Raw genomic sequence first — 18,284 nt, forward strand, 5'->3', positions numbered from 1 at the left:
ACCCAGGTCCCGCTGCACCGTGGGCCCCCGGTCGACCAGCACCAGCAGCACCGCGAAATGCCGCAACTCGATACCCAGCGGACGCAGCGCCTCCGTCATCACCCCGGCCACCCGCCCATGCGCCCGCCGCAACAGCAGGCCGAGAGCGAAGGGCGAGGCGTCCCCGGGACGGTCGGTCGCACGCGAGGCCGCCGAGGGGTGAGGAGTGTCGGCTGTCACGGCTCCACGCTATCAGCTGTCCGCTCACCCAATACGGTAGCGTTTGACACAAAAGACCGGCGGGCCCGCCTCCCGTGAGCACAGGCACCAGGCCGCACCCGCTGCGCGCGTGCGGCCGCGCTCTCGGTCACCGCTCACGCACCGGCAGGACGCCCCGGACGGCCGTAGCGATCACGAGCCTCGGCAACGGTCTCCGAGGCGATCGCGCCCTGCCGCGCCAACCGGTCCAGGGCGGCGATGACGATCGACTCGGCGTCGACGGGGAAATAGCTGCTCTCGATCCGGACCTGCGTTCCGTACGACGGCGTCGAGGGATGCCTGCCATTCGGCGGTCTCCTCGGTGTCCCTGTCGGGTATCTGGTGTCCAGTTCGCTCGTCTCGGAGAACTCGGTGGGCCGGGACGGATCACTCATGGCGGCCTTTCTGGCACAGCCATGGCGGCCTTTCTGGCACAGCGCGGGCGGGGAGGGACCGGCTGCCGCCGCGGGGAAGTCAGCCGGCCACGACACCTGGGACCGCACGCGTGCGGTTTCTGTGACCGCCTTCGGCGCACAGCACGCAACCCCCGGACCGGGCGCTGTGACGACATGACAACTGCGACCCGGGTCACACCAGGCCTCGGTGTCACACCTCGGCGGGCTGCGCGGTCAGTAGTGCGTACCAGCAATTCCGCAAGGAGGATCCATGGACGCGCGTCTCAACTACTACGGCAATCCCGTCGCGGGCAAGGTGCTCAAGCACCTCGTCTCGGCCAGCAAGGCGCTGTCGGACTCGACGCTGCCGGCCACCGTCCAGCACCTGGTGGAGATCCGCGCCAGCCAGATCAACGGCTGCGGTTTCTGCACCGACATGCACACCAAGGAGGCAACCCACGCCGGGGAGACCTCGGTGCGGCTCAACCTCGTCGCCGCCTGGCGGGAGGCGACGGTCTTCACCGAGGCCGAGCGCGCCGCGCTGGAGCTGACCGAGCAGGGCACCCGCGTGGCGGACGCGGCCGGCGGTGTCTCCGGTGAGGCCTGGGCGAACGCCGCCAAGCACTTCGACGAGGACCAACTCGCCGCGCTGACCAGCCTGATTGCCATCATCAACGCCTACAACCGCATCAACATCATCACCCAGCAGCCGGCCGGCGGCTACCAGGTCGGCATGTTCGGCTGAACCGGAAGCCGGGGGCCGGAGGCCGGCCGGGACGCAGCCGGGTACGGAGAATCCCCGGTCCCGCCATCGACGCCTTCGGCACGCAGAACGACGTCCGGGCGCCGGCCGACTGGGCTCAAGCCGTGGTCGGCCGAACGGTGGCGGGTGAGCGCCGGCCCGGCCGCCTTCTGTCTTCGCTGTGAATCAACTCGTTGTGAGCCTGGAACCGCCGACGCGAACTCGGCCGTTCCGGGCCGGTATTCGGAGGTAGCACCATGCACGAAATGCACTCAGAGGACGGTTTCGGACCGAAGATGCTGGCGGACGTCAAGCCGCCCTTCGTTCCCGAGGGCGCTTCGGGAATGACCGTCCTCGTCGAGTGGGCTCCGGGTGACCCCGGGACTCCTCCGCACCGCCACTCCGGGCCGTGTTTCGGCTACGTCATCGAGGGGGCGCTCCGGTGGGAGCTCGAGGGCGAGCCGGAGCACGTGATCAAGGCCGGCGAGACGTTCTGGGAGCCGGGCGGTGACGTGATCCACTATCAGAACGGCAACGCCTCCTCGGAGGAGCCGGCCAAGTACATCGTGTTCATGATGTGCGCGCCGAACCAGCCGATGCTCACCCTGGTCGAGGACGAGGAACTCGAGAAGCGGGCCCACCTGCGCGCCCCGCGCCCCACCGACTGAGCTCCCGCCTGCGCACCGCCATGGATCTCGCCATGGCGGTGCCGCCGTGTGCACGGCAGCCCCTGGCGGACGCTCGGTGCCACGGGACGCCCGCACCGCGCCTGCGTCAGGAAAGCCAGTCGGTGTAGCGGGTGGGTGCGAGGTGGGCGTTCTTGTCGGTGAGGACGTCGCCCTTGACCACGGCGAACATTCCGGCGGTGGGGTCGGTGACGACGGTACGCGGGTCGCCCTTGTGGGACAGGGTGATCCGGCCCAGTTCGTCCAGGGGGAAGATCTCGGGGCCGGCGACGTTGCGGATCCCGTTCAGCGGGGGGCCCGCGGCGACCTCCGCCACCGCCTGCGCCACGTCCTTGGAGGCGATGGGCTGAATGGGCGTGGCGGGAAGCCGGACGCTGTCCGCGTCGGCGGTCCAGGACAGCACCGCATCCATGAAGTCCATGAACTGCGTGGCCCGGACGATCGAATAGGGGATCGGCCCGTCCGCGAGGATCTTCTCCTGGAGCGCCTTGGCGCGGTAGTAGTCCAGCTCGGGCACCTGGTCCGTGCCGACGATCGACAGGATGACGAAGTGGCCGACGCCGCCCTTGTCGGCCGCCGTCAGGAGGTTGTCCATCGAGGTCTGGAAGAACGCGAGGGAGGCGTCGTCAAAGGTCGGGGAGTTCGTCAGGTTGATGACGACGTCGACTCCCCTGACCGCCTCTTCCAGCCCCTGACCGGTGATGATGTCTACTCCTGTGGACTGCGAGTGCGGCACCGCCTCGTGCCCGGCGGCGTTCAGGTCCTTCACGACCTGCGACCCGATCAGTCCCGTACCGCCGATGACCGCGAACTTCATGACATGCCCTTCCGCCGGAAGCGTGTCTGGAACGTGGCATAAGTCACTATATGCGGACGCCAAGGGTTTGGCTCGGACGCATGTCCGAGTGCGCGACAGCCTCCGTCAGCCGCGGAGCGGTCCGCCCGCACCCGCCGCGACCGCGGATGTCACAGCGGCGGGGCTCTGTCGGTCAACTGACTGTCCGCATCTGGAAACCCTCCACACGCGAAGGTGCCCCACCTATGGCATTCGACATCACCAGTCCCTCGGGTTCTGCCCCTGCAGAAGGGTCGGCGAGCGTGAGCCCCGGTCTGTCCACCGACAAGGACTTCGACGGAGAGGCCTTCGCGCCGATCTACACCACCACCGTGACGGTGAGCGGGGGGACGGCGAGTCACGGGCGGGCCTCGGGAAGGGCTCGCTCGGGCGACGGCGTCCTGGATCTCGACCTGCGCATGCCCGCGGAACTGGGCGGAGACGGCCGGGGGACGAATCCGGAGCAGTTGTTCGCCGCCGGTATCGCCGCCTGTTTCCACGGTGCACTGAGTCTGGTCGCGCGGCAGGCCGCCCACGACCCCGCAGCGATCTCCGTGGAAGCGACCGTGGCTTTCGGACGGGACCCGGAAGACGGCGGCTACCTGCTGCATGTCGACCTCGAGGTCAAGTGGCCGGACATCGACCTCGCCGTCGCCGCCCCGCTCGTGGAGAAGGCCGATTCGCTCTGCCCCTACACGAAGATGGCCCTGCGGGGAACACCGACGAGCATCAGGCTGGCCTCATAGCCGACGGGATCGGCTGCTTGCACGGCCGTACGCCGTTTCGACGGCTGTCGGGTGCCTCGCGCCGGCACACGACAGCCGTCGGAAACGGGAGCCCCACCGATGCCGGCCGTCGGAAGGCAGCGTTCACAGCGAATCCGGGGCCACGGGCGGAACGTCGGAGCCCGATTCCAGGGCGCTCCTGCTCTGCCTGATGATCTCCTGGACGTGCAGCTCGATCTCCTGTGGATTCAGGCCGAGCGCCTTGCCTGTGTGCACGGCCCAGATCTCGGCACGCAGATTGGTCTCGAAATCCAGATCGGCCCGGACGTTCTCCCGTGCGGCCTGCCGGTTCTGGCTCACCATGACGAAGGTGGACAGGAAGATGGCCTCAAGGCTCACGATCATGGTGAGCAGCCCGAAGGGGTAGGGGTCGAAGACCGCTGCGGCGCCGAACAGCCTGAGGTTGAGGGCGATCCACACCGCGAACCAGACGGCATGCACGTAGACGAAGCCCATCGTGCCCGCGAAGGCCGTGATCGCGTCCGCGAACCGGTCCTGCGACGTGCGCAGCCTGGCGAACACCAGCCGCTCGTGGCGTGCCCGGAGGCCGAGGCGTTCCGTGCCGCCGGAAGCGGAGCCCGGCCGGGACGCCCGACCCTCGGATCGAACGGTCATTCGCACTTACACCCTCATTCCGTCTCACACCCTCATTCCGTCGCCGAGGACGCCATCACCGGAGGTATGACCGTGGAGCCGAGGAGATTGTGACGGCCGGCGCCTGATCCGAGCGCACAGGAAAGCTGTCACAGATTCCCGGACGGCCCGGTCCTGGTGAGTGACAATCCCACGGCGATCGGAGTAGGTCGTGACAATCACGGAACAACGCATTTCCGCCACGGTGCTCGTCATCGGAACCGGAGGTGCCGGGCTGCGCGCGGCGATCGAACTGGCCGAGGCCGGCGTCGACGTCCTCGCGGTCGGCAAGCGCCCCAAGGAGGACGCGCACACGGCGCTTGCCGCCGGAGGCATCAACGCAGCCCTCGGCACCATGGATCCCGAGGACAGCTGGCAGCAGCACGCGGCCGACACGCTCAAGGAGAGCTACCTGCTCGCCGATCCCCGCACCGTGGAGATCGTCACCCAGGGCGCCGCCCGGGGCATCGGCGACCTGGAGCGCTACGGCATGGCCTTCGCCCGTGAGAAGGACGGACGGATCTCCCAGCGCTTCTTCGGCGCTCACACCTTCCGGCGGACCGCGTTCGCCGGCGACTACACCGGCCTGGAGATCCAGCGCACGCTCATCCGGCGCGCGGGCCAGCTGAACATTCCGGTGCTCGACGGTGTCTACATCACCCGGCTGCTGGTCCACGACGGCGCCGTCTTCGGCGCCTACGGCTTCGATCTCACCCAGGGAACGCGGTACCTGATCCACGCCGACGCCGTCATCCTCGCCGCAGGTGGTCACACCCGCATCTGGCGGCGGACGTCCTCCCGGCGCGACGAGAACACGGGCGACTCGTTCCGGCTGGCCGTGGAGGCCGGCGCCCGGCTGCGCGACCCAGAGCTGGTGCAGTTCCATCCCTCCGGGATCATCGAGCCCGAGAACGCGGCCGGCACCCTCGTCAGCGAGGCCGCGCGCGGTGAGGGCGGCATCCTGCGCAACGCGCTCGGCGAACGGTTCATGAACCGCTACGACCCCGCGCGCATGGAGCTGTCGACCCGCGACCGCGTGGCCCTGGCCTCGTACACGGAGATCAAGGAGGGGCGGGGCACGGCCAAGGGCGGAGTGTGGCTCGACGTCTCCCACCTGCCGCGGCAGACGATCATGACGCGTCTCCCCCGCGTCTACCAGACCCTGCTGGACCTGCAGATGCTCGACATCACCCGCGATCCGATCGAGATCGCGCCCACCGCGCACTACTCGATGGGCGGGGTGTGGGTACGCCCGGAGGACCACAGCACCGACGTGCGCGGCCTCTACTCCATCGGTGAGGCGTCGAGCGGCCTGCACGGCGCCAACCGCCTCGGCGGGAACAGCCTCATCGAACTGCTGGTCTTCGGCCGTATCACGGGCCAGGCGGCCGCCGCCTACTCGCGGTCGCTGACCGCCCAGCCGCGGTCGGCGTCGGCTGTCGCACAGGCCCGCGCGGAGATCGACGAACTGCTGGTGGCCGACGGACCGGAGAACGTCCGCGCCCTGCAGCGAGCCATCCGCAACACCATGACCGAGCACGCCGGAGTCGTACGCGACGAAGAGGGCCTGCGCGCCGGGCTCGCTGAGCTCGCGGCGATCGAGAAGCGCATGGAGGACGTCGGTGTGCACCCGGACATCGCCGGTTTCCAGGATCTCGCGCACGCCTTCGACCTCAAGTCCGCGGCGCTGGCGGCCCGGGCCACTCTCGAAGCGGCACTTGAGCGCCGCGAGACCCGTGGCTGCCACAACCGCAGCGACTACCCCCACCTGGACCCCGCTCAGCAGGTCAACCTCGTGTGGTCGCCCACGACCGGAATCACCCGGGAGAGCATCCCTGGCATCCCCGACGAGATTTCCTCTCTGATGGCAGAGGTCTCGACCGACGGAAAACTCGCCGAATAACGCCGGGCCCGCGCCCGCCTGCCGTTCCGGTTCTCCGGAAACGGCCGAAATCCAGCTCACGCCTCGAAAGGGCTTTTGTGAACCACCGTTCTGTGTACCGACGTATCCGCACCCCGCTCGCCGTCCTGGCCACGGTGAGCGTCGGAGCCGCTCTCCTGTTCACCACGGTCGGTCCGGCGAATGCGTCGGGCTCGCCGTCCCCGGCCGCCTCGCCCGACCGGTCCGGCACCGCGAGCAAGCCGACTGTGGTGCTCGTTCACGGCGCCTGGGCCGACGGATCGAGCTGGCACGGTGTCATCACCCGGCTGCGGAGCCAGGGATACCGCGTCGTGGCCCCGCCGAACCCGCTGCGCGGTGTGCGCAGCGACTCCGCTTACCTGGCCGGTTACCTCAAGACGGTCAAGGGCCCGATCGTCCTGGTCGGCCACTCGTACGGCGGCATGGTCATCACGAACGCCGCCCTCGGCAACACCGAGGTCAAGGCGCTCGTGTACATCGACGCGTTCATCCCCGCGAAGGGACAGTCCGCGGGGGAGATCGCCGCTTCCGAGCCCGGTTCAGCAGTGATCATGCGGGATCCGACGACGGTGTTCGACCTCGTCCCCTTCCCGGGCGCATCGGAGGGGGACGCGGACCTCTACCTGAAGCCGCGGGTCGTGCGCTCCTCGTTCGCGCAGGCCCTCTCCGCCGCACAGCAGAACCAGATCGTGGCGGCCCAGCGCCCGCTGGCAGCTTCCGCGGTCACCGAGCCGTCGGGGGAGCCGGCGTGGAAGACGATCCCCTCGTGGGCGCTGATCGGACGCCAGGACAAGATCATTCCGGCGGCCGCGCAGGAGGTGGCGGCGAAGGTCGCGCACACCACCATCAAGGAGATCGACTCCTCGCACCTCTCCCTGGTCTCCCACCCCGGCGCCGTGGTCAAGCTCATCACCACGGCGTCCCGCACCAGCTGATCCGTACGCAGCCGATCGCGGCCGCGGGTCGGGACACGTCAAAGAGAAGAAGCGCCGCCCCCGACGACACCGTCGGGGGCGGCTGTCCATGATGCGAAGACCGCTCAGCGCTCGCCGGCCGGCCCCGGCCACAGGGCCCGCACCGCGTCCGGCACCTCGGCCACCACGGCCTGATCGAGCAGAGCCACTTGCAGGATGTAGCCGGGGAGCACGGAGAGCATCGTGGAGGCGATCCCCTCGGCCGACGCGCTCGTGGGCAGACCGCCCCGTTCCTGGTGGTCACGGACCAGGGTGACGAGATTGGCGCGTATGCGGCCCATGAGGTGGTCGAGCTTGCGCGCCAGCGAAGGGTTGCGCATGGCCTCTCCCCAGACCAGGACCGCGAGGCCGGCCACGTCCTCCTCGGCCGACTTGACCCTGATCACGTCGAGCAGTTCCGCCATGACCGCCCCCATGGACTGACCCTGCCGGTGCTTGGCGACGGCGAGCGTGATGTCGAGGACATCGCTCATGTTCTCCTCGGCGATCGCGAGGATCATCTCGTCCTTGCTGGTGAAGTGGCGGTACACCGCACCCGCGGACAGCCCCGCCTCCGCGAACAGGTCCTGCATGGACGTGGAGTGGAACCCGTCCCGGAGGAAACAACGGCGCGCCGCGTCCAGGATCTGCCTGCGGCGGGCGTCCATGTGCTGCTGGGTGACCTTGGGCATGAGCTCAGTTTACCAAAGAAAACGAACATTCGTGTTGACGTTTACGAACACGGCAGGCCAGACTGGGGACTCAAGAAAAACGATCATTCTTTTTTACGAGAGGGCAGCAGACCGTGAGGAACCCCTTGTCAGGACATCGGGCATGGCGCGAGGTGCTCATTGCCGCCGTGGCGCTGCCCATAGCGATCGCTCTGGCCGTGATGGCGTTCGCCTGGCCGGCGGGGCGGATCTCGCCCCGCGACGTCCCGGTCGGGATCGTGGGCACGGGGTCGGCCAGCCAGCGCGCGGTGGAAGGACTGACCCGGCAGAAGCCCGGCGCCTTCGACTTCCGCCTCTATCCCGACCAGCAGGCCGCGCGATCGGCGATCAGGAACCGGGAGATCTACGGCGCGTTCGCCGTCTCCGGCGCCGGCATCACCGTACTGAAAGCCACCGCGGCGAGCCCCTCCGTGGCACAGTTGCTGACCGATGTCGGCCAGCAACTGGCGGACAAGGCCACCCAGCAGATGGCCGCCCGGCAGAAGGCTGCCGAACAGAAGGCCGAGGAGAAGGCCGACGGTGCGCGTTCCCCGGCGAAGGCCCACAAGCAGGCGGCCGCCGGACAGGCAGCCGTGCACGCCGGTTCCCCGGCCAAGGTCCTCGTGAAGGGGGTCGACGTGGTGCCCGTCGCCGCGGCGGATCCCCGGGGCGTGGTGTTCAGCTCATCGGTCTTCCCGCTCACGATCTGCGGCATCCTGATCGGGGCGTTCGTCACGATGGCTCGGGGTCTGGCCCGCCCGCGCCACCGCGTGCTGACCCTTCTCGTCGCCTGCGCCGTCGCGGCCTTCGGCGTCTATCTCGTGGCCCAGGGTTTCCTCGGGGCACTGCCCCATCATCCCGTGGCCACGTGGGCGATCCTGTCGCTCGATCTGCTTTCCGTCAGCGCCACCGCCGCCGGCGTGATCCGGCTCCTCGGGCCGGTGGGCCTCGGGCTCAGCGCCGCGCTCATGGTCTTCGTCGGAAACGCCTTCTCCGGCGCCACCTCCGCCCCGGAAATGCTCCCCGAGGGCGTGGACCACGTCGGCCAGTGGCTGCCCCCGGGCGCCGGGGCCAGCCTGCTGCGCGACACCACCTACTTCGACGGCGCCGCCGACGCCGGCCACCTCGCGGTCCTCGCCCTGTGGAGCGTCTGCGGGATCACGGCGGTCATGTTCGGCCACTGGGTCATCAGGGAAGGCCGCGGCACGAAGAGCGGTGCGCCTGCCTCCGGGGAGTTGCTCCCGGCCCTGCCGGGGTCCGGCACCGCTGTGGCGGTTCGGCGGCACGCACACGCCCACGCACGCCGCCATGACGGCGACGACTGATCCAGCGCCCTTCATGCGCACCACCAGGCCTCGGCCGACAGGAACGCCGGCCTGGCGGTGAGGGCGAACAAGGCGCTGCCCCCGTCGGCAGCGCACCGCGGGCGCGGCCGGCAGCGACGGCTCGCGCCGTACCGGAACGGACACAGACCATGCCCACCCCACCGAACCCCCGGCCGGCACCCCGGACCGAGAATCCGCAGTCGGCCGACGCCTCGCCGGCCATCACCCGGGCCTTCGCCCTGCTCAGCAAGGGCTGGAACGGCCTGATCCTCATGGCTCTGGCCAAAGGCCCGGCCGACGCCGCGCAGATCCGCGAGCGCGTCCCGGGCATCAGCAACCGCATGCTCAGCCGGCGGCTCCAGGAGCTCACCGCGATCGACCTGGTCACCCAGGACGTCCGGCCCGGGATGTCGCCGCGCACCCGATACGCGCTCTCTCCGCACGGCAACGCCTTCCTCATCCCCCTGGCCGTTCTCTTCCTGTGGGCCGAAGACCACCTTCCGGCCATCGACTCACCGGCATCCGATCGACCGGCCCCGCCGCGCCACCCTCGATGACCCCGCGCCGGCCTCGGGTTCCGTCACGACTTCCTGAATTTGTGCATCTTGTTACACAAGAAGATCTTTCGCATGATAAAGGGAATATCGGGCGAGAGAGGCTGATGATCTTGGATGTCTACGAGGCAGTGACGAGCCGACGAGCCGCACGTGGATTCATCGACCGCCCCGTCCCGAGGGAGGTACTGGAGCGGGTGCTCGCCGCGGCGGCCTGGGCGCCCTCCGGGTCGAACCTCCAGCCCTGGCACGTCTACGTGCTGACCGGCCGGCCGCTGGACGAACTCAAGAAGCTCGCCGGCGGGCGTGTGACCGCACACGATCCCTGGGACGAGCGGGAATACGAGATGTACCCGCAGACACTCAAGTCCCCCTACCGCGAGCGCCGGTCCGCCTTCGGCGCGGAGCGCTACAGCGCACTCGGCATCGAACGCGAGGACTGGGAGGCGCGCCAGAGGGCCGCTTCCGCGAACTGGGACTGTTTCGGCGCCCCCGCCGCCCTGTTCTGCTACATCGACCGCGGTCTGGGCCGGCCCCAGTGGTCCGACGTGGGCATGTATCTGCAGACCGTGATGCTGCTGCTCCGCGCCGAAGGCCTGCACAGCTGCCCGCAGATGGCGTGGTCGGTCTACCGCAGGACCGTCGCGGAGGTCCTGTCGCCTCCCGACGGCCTCATCCTCTTCTGCGGGATGTCGATCGGGTTCGAAGACACCACCGTGCCCTACAGCCGTACAGGCCGCGCACCGCTCGCCGAGACGGTCACCTTCGTCGGCGACCAGGCGGTTCCCCTGGGCCCGGCCGGTCGTTGACCGGCCCCCGGCGGGCGTTCGGGACCGCCGGAGTCCACAGCCACCGCCGTACCGCGTCGGCGCCGTCCCCGCGTCTGTGTCGAACGCGACGGCGTCCCGGCCGCCCAGGACTCCGACGACGGTCTCAGGCAGCGATGCCGCGGCTGTCCATGGCGTCCTCGACTATGTGCAGCCCGTCCAGGCCCGGCAGCTTCGCGATGTGCGAGTCGATGTCGCGGATGAGTTTGCGGCCCTCGGAGCCCGCGAAGAGGTGCGTCATGACGTGCGTGACCTCGGCCTCGGGCATGACGCCCGAGCCGACCGGGCCCCAGGCCTTCTCCAGCGCCAGGCGGGCGACCACGCGGGCCTTCCTGCTCGCGGCGAGCCGGTCGCGCGCCTGCGACGCGTAGAACGCGACGTGCTTCGTCTCCTGCTGTGCGATCCGCTTGAGCAGCGGTACCAGCACGGGGTGGCTCTCCAGCGCGGCGAGCCGGTGGTAGGCGGCGGTCGCCGACCACTCGTTCGCCGCCCCCCATGCCATGTGCACGGCGACGAAGTCGTTTCCGACCAGCCGGCCGATCACCGTCTGCTTCACCGTCCCCAGGCGGTCCCGCCAGCCGAGCTTCAGACGGGTCGCCTTGAGCTCGTCGAAGTCGACTCCGAGGCCGTGGCGCTCCAGCACGGCGGCGAGCGCTTCGCCGTGCCAGAACTCCTCGCGGTTCCACATCGTCATGAAGGCGCCCACCGCGGGCTCGTCGTGAGACGGGGTGGTCAGGAGATCACGCAGGTAACACACGGTGTGGTACTCGATGTCGCACATGTAGCGCAGGGTGCGCAACGTCTCCTCGGGCAGCGGGTTGCGCTCGAACTCGTCGAAGTCGAGATCGGCCCACTGCACGCCGGTGGAGTTCTTCGTGTACTTGTCTATGTCGAAGGCCATCAGCCGCTCTTCCCGTCGGTGCGCGCCGGATGCGCCGCCCGGGCCGTGACGACCTCGCGGCGCACCCCCGAACCGCCGCTCTTCCAGCGGTGGATGTCCCAGTTCCTCTTGTGCGACGCGCGCGCCAGTTCGGCGTCGGGGTTGATCGCCGAGGGCTTGCCCAGCAGCGACAGCCACGGCAGGTCGGCGTGGCTGTCGCCGTAGCCGTAGGAGGCGGCGAGGTCGTAGCCGCCCTCCTCGGCGTACCGCCGAAGCCACGTGGCCCGCGCCTCGTCCACCAGCGGCGGCTTCGCCAGGTAGCCGGTGAGCACCCCGTCCCGCACGTGCATGGAGCTCCCGACGACCTCGTCGAACAGGTCGGCGAGCGGAGCGGCGAGAAGGGCGACCGAGCCGGTGACCAGGACGGTGCGGTGGCCTGCCGCGCGGTGCTCACGGATGCGCGCCAGAGCGTCCGCGCTGGTGTGCCGCAGCATCGTGTCGGCGTAGCCGCGCTGCACCACCTCCTCCAGGCGGGCGACCGGCATGCCGCGGTAGCGGCGCAGGAAGGCGCGGATGAACTCGCCGCGGTCACGTCGCTCGGCGCGGAGGTAGCCGGGCAGCGAGACGAGCAGGTCCGCCACCTCCTTCGGCCAGGCCGCCTTGCGGAAGCCCGCGGTCCGCACCCAGAGGTACTGCTCGACGATGTTGGAGTCGACGACGGTCCGTTCGAGGTCGAAGACGGCGACCACGTCGGTACGCCGCGGCAGTGCGCGTTTCGGACGGGCCTTCTCCGGCCGGGCGGCCGCTGTCTTCCGGCGGCGGTGGGCCGCCGTCAGCTCGCCGAGGGCGGGCAGGTGCACCTTCTGCAGGTACTCCTCCCAGTCGATCCGCTCCACATCGAAGCCGCGGTCCTCGCGCACCTCGTCCGGAAGGGCGCTGTTCAGCGCGCGGGCGTTGCGGTCGTCGAAGACGATCTCGGTCTGCGCGTACGCGCGGTAGAGGTCGGTGAAGTTGCCGAGGGTGGCGATGCCGGCGCGCAACCTGGCGTTCCCGTTCGCGAGAGCGCGCTTGCGCTCGTCGTTCGGCATCAGCCGTAGAGCGGCGTCCCACAGGTCGGCCTTCGCCTTCGCCAGCCGAAGGTTCCGGTTGAACCTGCGCTCGCCCGCGAACTTCCACGCCGGCACTTCGACGAATCCGTCGTCCTTCGGCATCGGGTGCCGCGTGTAGTAGTCGCGTACGTTCTCGTACATGCGGTGGAAGGGCAGCGGATTCGACGCGCCCGAGGCGATGTGGAAGTACTCCGGCTCGTCGACGGGGGCCGGGTTGGCCGCCACGGCCAGGATGGCGTTGACGACGAAGTCGACGGGGATGACATCGAGGATCGAGTCGGGGAGCCCGGGGAAGTCGGGCAGCTGGCCGCGGCCGTAGGCGAAGATCAGCGGATCGGCGACCTTGAAGCCGTCGATCCAGCCGGGGAACGGGTGCCGGAGCGCGCTCTCGATGATCGCGGGCCGGACCACCGAGAGCCGGTGGCCGGCCTCGCCCCAGAGGTCTTCCGCGGCGCGTTCGGCGAGTGCCTTCGTCAGGGTGTAGACGTCGGTCCACCCGAGGCTCTGCGCGCGCCGCCGGCCGGCGGCGACGAGCTGGGAACGCACCCATGCGCGCCGCGCGTTCTCGCTCGCGCGGGCCGCCGCGATCGGGCCTTCCTTCCCGTGGTCGCCGCGGGCGCGGGACATGAACCGCTCCAGCATCGCCGGTTCCCGCGAGGTGAGTTCGGTCTGTTCGTGGGTCCGGGTGGCCAAGGTCCACTCGGTGTGCCAGAGGACGTCGTGTTCGAGCCTGGCCTCGGGCACCACACCACGGCGCAGCCCTCCGACGTAACAGGTCGACACATGGACGACGTGCGGGTCGGATCCGGAGGCGAGCAGGGCTTCGTAGAGGCCCACGGCGCCGTTGACGTTCGTGTCGAACGCCTCGTGGATGGGCGGGTCGAACGAGACGGTCGACGCCGCGTGGATGACGACGTCGAGGTCGGAGGGCAGATCGGGGATGCTGCTCATGCTGCCGTCGAGCACGGCGATCCGCGCCCGGACGATGCGCTCGGCCTCTTCGGCGCCCACGGTGTCCCGCCAGCGCCGGAAGACGGGTTTGCGCAGCAGCTGCCGGAGCCGGTCCTGCCCGCTCTGGCTGCCCTTGCGGCGCACGAGGAGCGAGACACGGGTGCCGGGGTGGTCGCTGAGCAGCCGCTCGAGCACGGCCTGCCCGACGAAGCCGGTGGCGCCGGTCAGCAGGACGTGCGCGTCGCCGAGTCCGGTGTTCGCGTGGTGCGGTGTCACGGAAGGAGCCTCGATTCCACGGTGGATGCGACACCGGGGCGGATGCCGGGCAGCGCGGCGACCATCCCCCGGACACGGCGGGCCTCGGCCCGTCCGCGCTGGTCGCCGAAGACATGACGTTCGAAGAAGGTGCGCTCGTGCCCGGAGCGGTCGACCGAGCCGAGCGGCCAGGCGGCGTGCCGGAGGGCGCGGCAGGTCAGGCGCTGTGCGCGGGCCGAGCCACGGAGCCGGCGCTCCGCCTCCTCGGCGAGGAAGCGGACGTGACGGTGCTTGGTCTCCAGCACGGGGTTGACGATCGACGCCATGGCGGGGGACACGCCGGCCAGACGCCGGTAGGCCGCCTGCGTGATCCACTCGTCCACGAGGCCCGTCGTCACGTGTACGGCGACGATCTGCGTACCGGTGACGTTGGCGATGAGGGAGCGGCGCACCGGGCCACGGCGTTCACGGCGCTCCGCGGGGACCCGCCGTGCCGGACCGGCGCTCGTCGGCAGGTCGCGGGCGGCGGGAGAGGCGTCCAGGACGGCGTCGAGGGCGTCGGCCGTCCAGAACCTCTCGAACATCCACGTGGTGAGGAACGCGGTGACCCGGGCGTCCTTGTGTGTCGCCGTGACGAGCAGGTCGCGCACGCGCCGCAGCGTCGTACGTTCCATGTCGCGCAGCGCGCGTACGAGCCGGACGGAGTCGGCGTCGAGCGGGTCTTCGGCGAGCGGCCCGAGGGCGAGCGTTCCGCGACGGCTGCCATGTGCCGTACGGGCGAACTCACGCACGTCGAAGCCCGCTGTCTCGGGCGGCACGGTCGTCGTCTCGTTGTTCGGGGTCATGCACGGGCTTTCTGGGCGGGAGCGGGGGAACTCTGCAGCGGTCCCGAAGCCTGCGAAAAGCCGTCGGGGACCGACACATGAGACCGCGTAACCGGCACATGTGTGACACCACTCGTCTTCGTCATGTGCGGACCCTCGTGTCACAAGGCGGAGGCGTGCCCGGTCTAAGCGATGACCCCGGAAACGAAAGGTGTGTCAGGCGCGTGGACTCAGCCATCTGCCGTTGCACGAGACAAGTCACCTGGTTCGGCTGTCGGAGCCGGTCGGCGGCCGGGCGGGCGGGCATCCCGGATGCCCGGCAGAGGGCATGTGAGCCCGTGCTGAGCCGTCCGCGGGTCGCGCTCGTCACCGGTGCCACGTCCGGGATCGGGGCGGCGTTCGCGCGCGCCCTCGCGGACCGCGGATGGGACCTGGTCCTGGTGGCGCGCGACAGGGAGCGGCTCGGCCGGATGGCCGCCGAGCCCGAGTTCCGGGGCCGTGCCGTCGAGGTGCTGCCCGCCGACCTGGCCGAGCGTGCCGACGTCGCGCGTGTCGCAGCCCGGCTGGAGGATTCCGCCCGTCCGGTGGACATGCTCGTGAACAACGCCGGTTTCGGCGTGCGCGCACCGATGACCTCGGCCGACAGCACGCCGCACGACCGGGCGATCGAGGTCATGGGGCGTGCGGTACTGGTGCTCGCCGGCGCCGCCGGCCGGGCCATGCGCGTGCGCGGGCACGGTGCGGTCGTCAATGTGTCGAGCACGGCCGGCTTCGTCACGATGGGCAGCTATTCGGCCGTCAAGGCCTTCGTGACCTCGCTCTCCGAAGGGCTGGCGAACGAGCTCCACGGAACGGGCGTCACCGTGACGGCACTCTGTCCGGGCTGGGTCCGCACCGAATTCCACACGCGGGCCGGAATCGGGTCGTCGCGCATTCCGGACTTCCTCTGGCTGGACGCCCGGCGAGTCGTCGAGACGGCGCTGCGCGACGTGCGCCGCGGGCGGGTGATCTCCGTACCGAGCTTCCGGTACCGGCTGCTGATCTGGTGCACACGCCGTCTTCCACGCCGCGCGGTGCGGTGGATCTCGCGACGGATCTCGTCCGGCCGCAACGACAGTCTCACTCACTGAAGGAATCAGTGCGGGCGAACCCGCACGGAAAGGAAGCGGATGCCTGCGGCGACACGCGGCCGTTTCACCTCGCGCTCACACGCTGCGGCGCGTTTCATCGCACAGCGGGGGCTGCTCAAGCCCCTCGTCTGGAGCCTGACCAGCGTCACGGTACTCGGGCGCGAGCGGTTGGCGGACGTCGAGGACGCGTATGTCGTCGTCGCCAATCACACCTCCCACCTCGACACGCCGCTCATCATGGGCGCGCTGCCGCGCCGGCTGGCGCGCTACCTCGCGGTGGGAGCCGCCGCGGACTACTTCTTCGACGTGTGGCGGCGGCGCGGCCTCACGGCCCTCTTCTTCAACGCCTTCCCGGTCGACCGCACCGGAACGAACGCACGCGGAGTGAGCGCCAAGGCCCTGCTGAACCGGGGAGTGCCGCTCCTGATCTTTCCCGAGGGGACCCGATCACGCGACGGCTCACTCGGAGCGTTCAAGCCCGGGGCGGCGGCGCTCGCCTCGTCGGCCAGGGTGCCGGTGCTCCCTGTCGCCGTCATCGGCGCGCACGCGGCGCATCCTCGCGGATCGAACTGGCCGAAGCCCGGCCGGCTGCCGGTCGGCGTCGTCTTCGGCGAACCGCTCACTGCCTTTCCCGGGGAGTCGAGGAGCGAGTTCACCGAACGTGTCCGCTCGGCGATCCTCACCCTCACCGAGGAGAACTCCGACCGCATCCTCGGCGTGCGGACGACCTCACGCCGTATCCCCGAAGGAGACCGCTCGTGACCGAATCCGCCCGCCGCACCGACGCGACGCCCACCGCTGATGTGAGACACATGAAGTGGTGGGGCTGGGGCGTGGAAGGTGTCGGCTTCCGACACGAGGACAAACCTGGTTTCGCGCCGTTCGTGCAGAGGGCCATCGGCCTCGACCTGCGCGCGGGCGAGCGCGACCCGGAACGGCCCGACGTCGCGCGGCTGCAGGTGCCGGCCTCGACGGCGCCGGAGGGGTTCGTCGCGCTGCTGACCGGCATCGTCGGAGCCGGGAACGTCCTCGTGGACGACCTGTCCCGGGTGGTCCACACCTACGGCAAGAGCCTGCGTGACCTGGTCCGCATCCGGGCCGGCGAAATCGCGCGCAGTCCCGATGTGATCGTCTACCCGGCCGACGAGGCGGAGGTGCGGAGCGTCGTCGACGCGGCCGTCGAAGCGGACGCCGTGATCATTCCCTTCGGGGGCGGCAGCAACATCGCGGGCAGCCTGGAGCCGCACGCGGACGAAACCCGGGTGGTCGTCTCCCTCGACCTCGGCCGCCTGGGCCGGGTGCTGGAGATCGACCCCGACTCCGGCCTGGCACGGGTCCAGGCCGGGGTACTGGGGCCTGATCTGGAGGCGCAACTCAACCGGGAAGGCTGGACGATGGGGCACTTCCCCGACTCGTTCACCCACTCGACCCTGGGCGGGTGGGTCGCCACCCGCTCCTCCGGCATGCAGTCGGACAAGTACGGCGACATAGCGGACATCGTCAAGGGGCTGCGTGTCGTGCGGGCCGGCGGGGTCCTGGTGGTCCGTGCCGTGCCGAGCGCGTCGACCGGGCCGAGCGTCCGGGAGATGGTGGTGGGCTCCGAGGGGCGGCTCGGCGTCATCACCGAGGTCACGGTGCAGGTGCACCGCCTTCCCGCGAAGCGCGCGATCCACGCCTACTTCTTCGAGAGCCTCGACCACGGTCTCGCGGCGATGCAGGAGATCGCGGAGAGCGACGTCTCGCCCTCGGTCACCCGTGTCTCGGACGCGCACGAGACGGCCTTCTCCCTGGCGACGAGCAAGGAGTCGAAGGGCATCCGCAAGGCGGCACAGGCCGGCCTCATGGCGTACCTGAGGAGGCGTGGCTGGAACCTCGACGAGATGTGCCTCTCCTTCATCGGCTTCGAGGGCGACAAGGCACACGTGAGGCGGCAGAAGTCGGTCGTCGACCGGATCGTGCGCAGGCATCACGGCATCGGCGTCGGCACGGGACCCGGTGCGCTCTACGACCAGAAGAAGTTCGACACCCCGTACATCCGCGACTTCCTGCTCGACCGCGGCGCCGCAGGCGACGTGAGTGAGACCGCGGGCCCGTGGTCGAAGCTCCGCGGCATCCACGCTGCGGTCCACGAGGCGGCCGATCTCGCCTACGAGAGGATCGGCCGCGCCGGCTGGACCATGTCGCACCTGTCGCACTCCTACCACTCCGGAGCCTGCCTCTACTTCACCTTCGCCTTCGTCTTCGGTGACGACCCGCTCGGCGAGTACGACACCGTCAAGCGCGCGATCCAGCAGGCGTTCGTCGACGCCGGCGGCACGATCTCGCACCACCACGGGGTGGGCCTGGAGCACGCGCCCTGGCTGGAGGAGGACATCTCGCCCCAGGGTGTCGCGATCATGTCGGGGCTATTCGGCGCCGCCGACCCGGGCGGCAACTTCAACCCCCGCAAGATCGTGGTCTGAGCGGGTGCGCACCGCCTTGTCACACGCCGGCCAGGTGCCCCGTCTCAGATGACAACCCCTGGAGGTCTTC

General features: G+C 70.0%; 18 protein-coding genes and 1 pseudogene. 11 read left to right on the plus strand and 8 right to left on the minus strand.

Features of this window, described 5'->3' with window-relative positions; genetic code table 11:
• A pseudogene (locus JF597_RS06450) lies at positions 1–219 on the minus strand (MarR family transcriptional regulator); the annotation flags it as partial.
• A 134-nt stretch (positions 220–353) separates the two neighbouring features.
• Entirely contained in the window at positions 354–632 is a 279-nt protein-coding gene (locus JF597_RS06455) for a hypothetical protein (protein ID WP_293990777.1), read from the minus strand.
• A gap of 271 nt (positions 633–903) precedes the next feature.
• Here JF597_RS06455 and JF597_RS06460 point away from each other — a divergent pair, with 271 nt between their 5' ends.
• Positions 904–1,377 carry a carboxymuconolactone decarboxylase family protein gene (locus tag JF597_RS06460; RefSeq protein WP_293990479.1) on the plus strand — a complete coding sequence of 158 codons (474 nt, stop codon included), beginning with the start codon at positions 904–906 and terminating at the stop codon, positions 1,375–1,377.
• A gap of 263 nt (positions 1,378–1,640) precedes the next feature.
• Positions 1,641–2,042, plus strand: coding sequence for a cupin domain-containing protein (locus tag JF597_RS06465; protein WP_293990481.1), 402 nt, complete (start codon positions 1,641–1,643; stop codon positions 2,040–2,042).
• Positions 2,043–2,148: 106 nt separating this feature from the next.
• On the opposite strand, the gene JF597_RS06470 is transcribed toward JF597_RS06465, so the two are convergent.
• Positions 2,149–2,877, minus strand: a complete 729-nt coding sequence (locus tag JF597_RS06470; RefSeq protein ID WP_293990483.1) for an SDR family oxidoreductase — start codon at positions 2,875–2,877, stop codon at positions 2,149–2,151.
• Between the two features lie 224 nt (positions 2,878–3,101).
• Between JF597_RS06470 and JF597_RS06475 the strand changes: the two genes are divergently transcribed.
• Positions 3,102–3,641, plus strand: a complete 540-nt coding sequence (locus JF597_RS06475; RefSeq protein ID WP_293990486.1) for an Ohr family peroxiredoxin — start codon at positions 3,102–3,104, stop codon at positions 3,639–3,641.
• 123 nt (positions 3,642–3,764) lie between these two features.
• Here JF597_RS06475 and JF597_RS06480 read toward each other — a convergent pair whose 3' ends face one another.
• Entirely contained in the window at positions 3,765–4,295 is a 531-nt protein-coding gene (locus JF597_RS06480) for a DUF1003 domain-containing protein (RefSeq protein ID WP_293990488.1), read from the minus strand.
• A gap of 190 nt (positions 4,296–4,485) precedes the next feature.
• Between JF597_RS06480 and JF597_RS06485 the strand changes: the two genes are divergently transcribed.
• Together JF597_RS06485 and JF597_RS06490 are read left to right on the plus strand one after the other, a co-directional pair.
• Positions 4,486–6,216: an FAD-binding protein gene (locus tag JF597_RS06485; RefSeq protein ID WP_293990490.1), complete on the plus strand. Its 1,731-nt coding sequence runs from the start codon at positions 4,486–4,488 to the stop codon at positions 6,214–6,216.
• A gap of 92 nt (positions 6,217–6,308) precedes the next feature.
• A complete protein-coding gene (locus tag JF597_RS06490; RefSeq protein ID WP_293990492.1) occupies positions 6,309–7,169 on the plus strand; it encodes an alpha/beta hydrolase in 861 nt (286 codons plus the stop codon).
• Between the two features lie 104 nt (positions 7,170–7,273).
• Here JF597_RS06490 and JF597_RS06495 read toward each other — a convergent pair whose 3' ends face one another.
• Entirely contained in the window at positions 7,274–7,879 is a 606-nt protein-coding gene (locus JF597_RS06495) for a TetR/AcrR family transcriptional regulator (protein ID WP_293990494.1), read from the minus strand.
• Positions 7,880–8,046: 167 nt separating this feature from the next.
• Between JF597_RS06495 and JF597_RS06500 the strand changes: the two genes are divergently transcribed.
• The 3 genes from JF597_RS06500 to JF597_RS06510 all read left to right on the plus strand — a co-directional run bounded on the left by JF597_RS06500 (position 8,047) and on the right by JF597_RS06510 (position 10,585).
• Complete coding sequence (locus tag JF597_RS06500; protein ID WP_293990496.1) at positions 8,047–9,222, plus strand: ABC transporter permease; 1,176 nt, start codon at positions 8,047–8,049, stop codon at positions 9,220–9,222.
• A 149-nt stretch (positions 9,223–9,371) separates the two neighbouring features.
• Positions 9,372–9,779: a helix-turn-helix domain-containing protein gene (locus tag JF597_RS06505; RefSeq protein ID WP_293990498.1), complete on the plus strand. Its 408-nt coding sequence runs from the start codon at positions 9,372–9,374 to the stop codon at positions 9,777–9,779.
• Positions 9,780–9,889: 110 nt separating this feature from the next.
• Complete coding sequence (locus JF597_RS06510) at positions 9,890–10,585, plus strand: nitroreductase (RefSeq protein WP_293990763.1); 696 nt, start codon at positions 9,890–9,892, stop codon at positions 10,583–10,585.
• A 124-nt stretch (positions 10,586–10,709) separates the two neighbouring features.
• Here the strand turns inward: JF597_RS06510 and JF597_RS06515 are convergent, their stop codons facing one another.
• From JF597_RS06515 to JF597_RS06525, 3 genes are read right to left on the minus strand one after another with little or no spacing between them, the layout of a single operon-like run.
• The gene (locus JF597_RS06515; RefSeq protein WP_293990500.1) at positions 10,710–11,504 is read right to left on the minus strand and encodes a ferritin-like domain-containing protein; all 795 of its coding nucleotides are present in this window, start codon (positions 11,502–11,504) and stop codon (positions 10,710–10,712) included.
• Entirely contained in the window at positions 11,504–13,819 is a 2,316-nt protein-coding gene (locus JF597_RS06520) for an HAD-IB family hydrolase (RefSeq protein WP_293990502.1), read from the minus strand. The genes JF597_RS06515 and JF597_RS06520 overlap by 1 nt, the downstream gene beginning before the upstream one ends.
• Complete coding sequence (locus JF597_RS06525) at positions 13,816–14,643, minus strand: hypothetical protein (RefSeq protein ID WP_293990504.1); 828 nt, start codon at positions 14,641–14,643, stop codon at positions 13,816–13,818. The genes JF597_RS06520 and JF597_RS06525 overlap by 4 nt, the downstream gene beginning before the upstream one ends.
• A 317-nt stretch (positions 14,644–14,960) precedes the next feature.
• On the opposite strand from JF597_RS06525, the gene JF597_RS06530 reads away from it, so the two are divergent.
• From JF597_RS06530 to JF597_RS06540, 3 genes are read left to right on the plus strand one after another with little or no spacing between them, the layout of a single operon-like run.
• Positions 14,961–15,752: an SDR family oxidoreductase gene (locus JF597_RS06530; protein ID WP_293990506.1), complete on the plus strand. Its 792-nt coding sequence runs from the start codon at positions 14,961–14,963 to the stop codon at positions 15,750–15,752.
• A gap of 39 nt (positions 15,753–15,791) precedes the next feature.
• Positions 15,792–16,514 carry a lysophospholipid acyltransferase family protein gene (locus tag JF597_RS06535; RefSeq protein WP_293990508.1) on the plus strand — a complete coding sequence of 241 codons (723 nt, stop codon included), beginning with the start codon at positions 15,792–15,794 and terminating at the stop codon, positions 16,512–16,514.
• A complete protein-coding gene (locus JF597_RS06540) occupies positions 16,511–18,214 on the plus strand; it encodes an FAD-binding oxidoreductase (RefSeq protein WP_293990510.1) in 1,704 nt (567 codons plus the stop codon). The genes JF597_RS06535 and JF597_RS06540 overlap by 4 nt, the downstream gene beginning before the upstream one ends.
• Positions 18,215–18,284: the final 70 nt, after the last annotated feature.

It is taken from the genome of Streptomyces sp. (assembly GCF_019510245.1).
Taxonomy (GTDB): Bacteria; Actinomycetota; Actinomycetes; order Streptomycetales; family Streptomycetaceae; genus Streptomyces.

Coding starts and splice junctions, on each gene's coding strand:
- JF597_RS06455 (WP_293990777.1), bottom strand. CDS start 632: ATGAGTGATCCGTCCCGGCCCACCGAGTTCTCCGAGACGAGCGAACTG.
- JF597_RS06495 (WP_293990494.1), bottom strand. CDS start 7,879: ATGCCCAAGGTCACCCAGCAGCACATGGACGCCCGCCGCAGGCAGATC.
- JF597_RS06515 (WP_293990500.1), bottom strand. CDS start 11,504: ATGGCCTTCGACATAGACAAGTACACGAAGAACTCCACCGGCGTGCAG.
- JF597_RS06460 (WP_293990479.1), top strand. CDS start 904: ATGGACGCGCGTCTCAACTACTACGGCAATCCCGTCGCGGGCAAGGTG.
- JF597_RS06505 (WP_293990498.1), top strand. CDS start 9,372: ATGCCCACCCCACCGAACCCCCGGCCGGCACCCCGGACCGAGAATCCG.
- JF597_RS06480 (WP_293990488.1), bottom strand. CDS start 4,295: ATGACCGTTCGATCCGAGGGTCGGGCGTCCCGGCCGGGCTCCGCTTCC.
- JF597_RS06525 (WP_293990504.1), bottom strand. CDS start 14,643: ATGACCCCGAACAACGAGACGACGACCGTGCCGCCCGAGACAGCGGGC.
- JF597_RS06535 (WP_293990508.1), top strand. CDS start 15,792: ATGCCTGCGGCGACACGCGGCCGTTTCACCTCGCGCTCACACGCTGCG.
- JF597_RS06465 (WP_293990481.1), top strand. CDS start 1,641: ATGCACTCAGAGGACGGTTTCGGACCGAAGATGCTGGCGGACGTCAAG.
- JF597_RS06470 (WP_293990483.1), bottom strand. CDS start 2,877: ATGAAGTTCGCGGTCATCGGCGGTACGGGACTGATCGGGTCGCAGGTC.
- JF597_RS06475 (WP_293990486.1), top strand. CDS start 3,102: ATGGCATTCGACATCACCAGTCCCTCGGGTTCTGCCCCTGCAGAAGGG.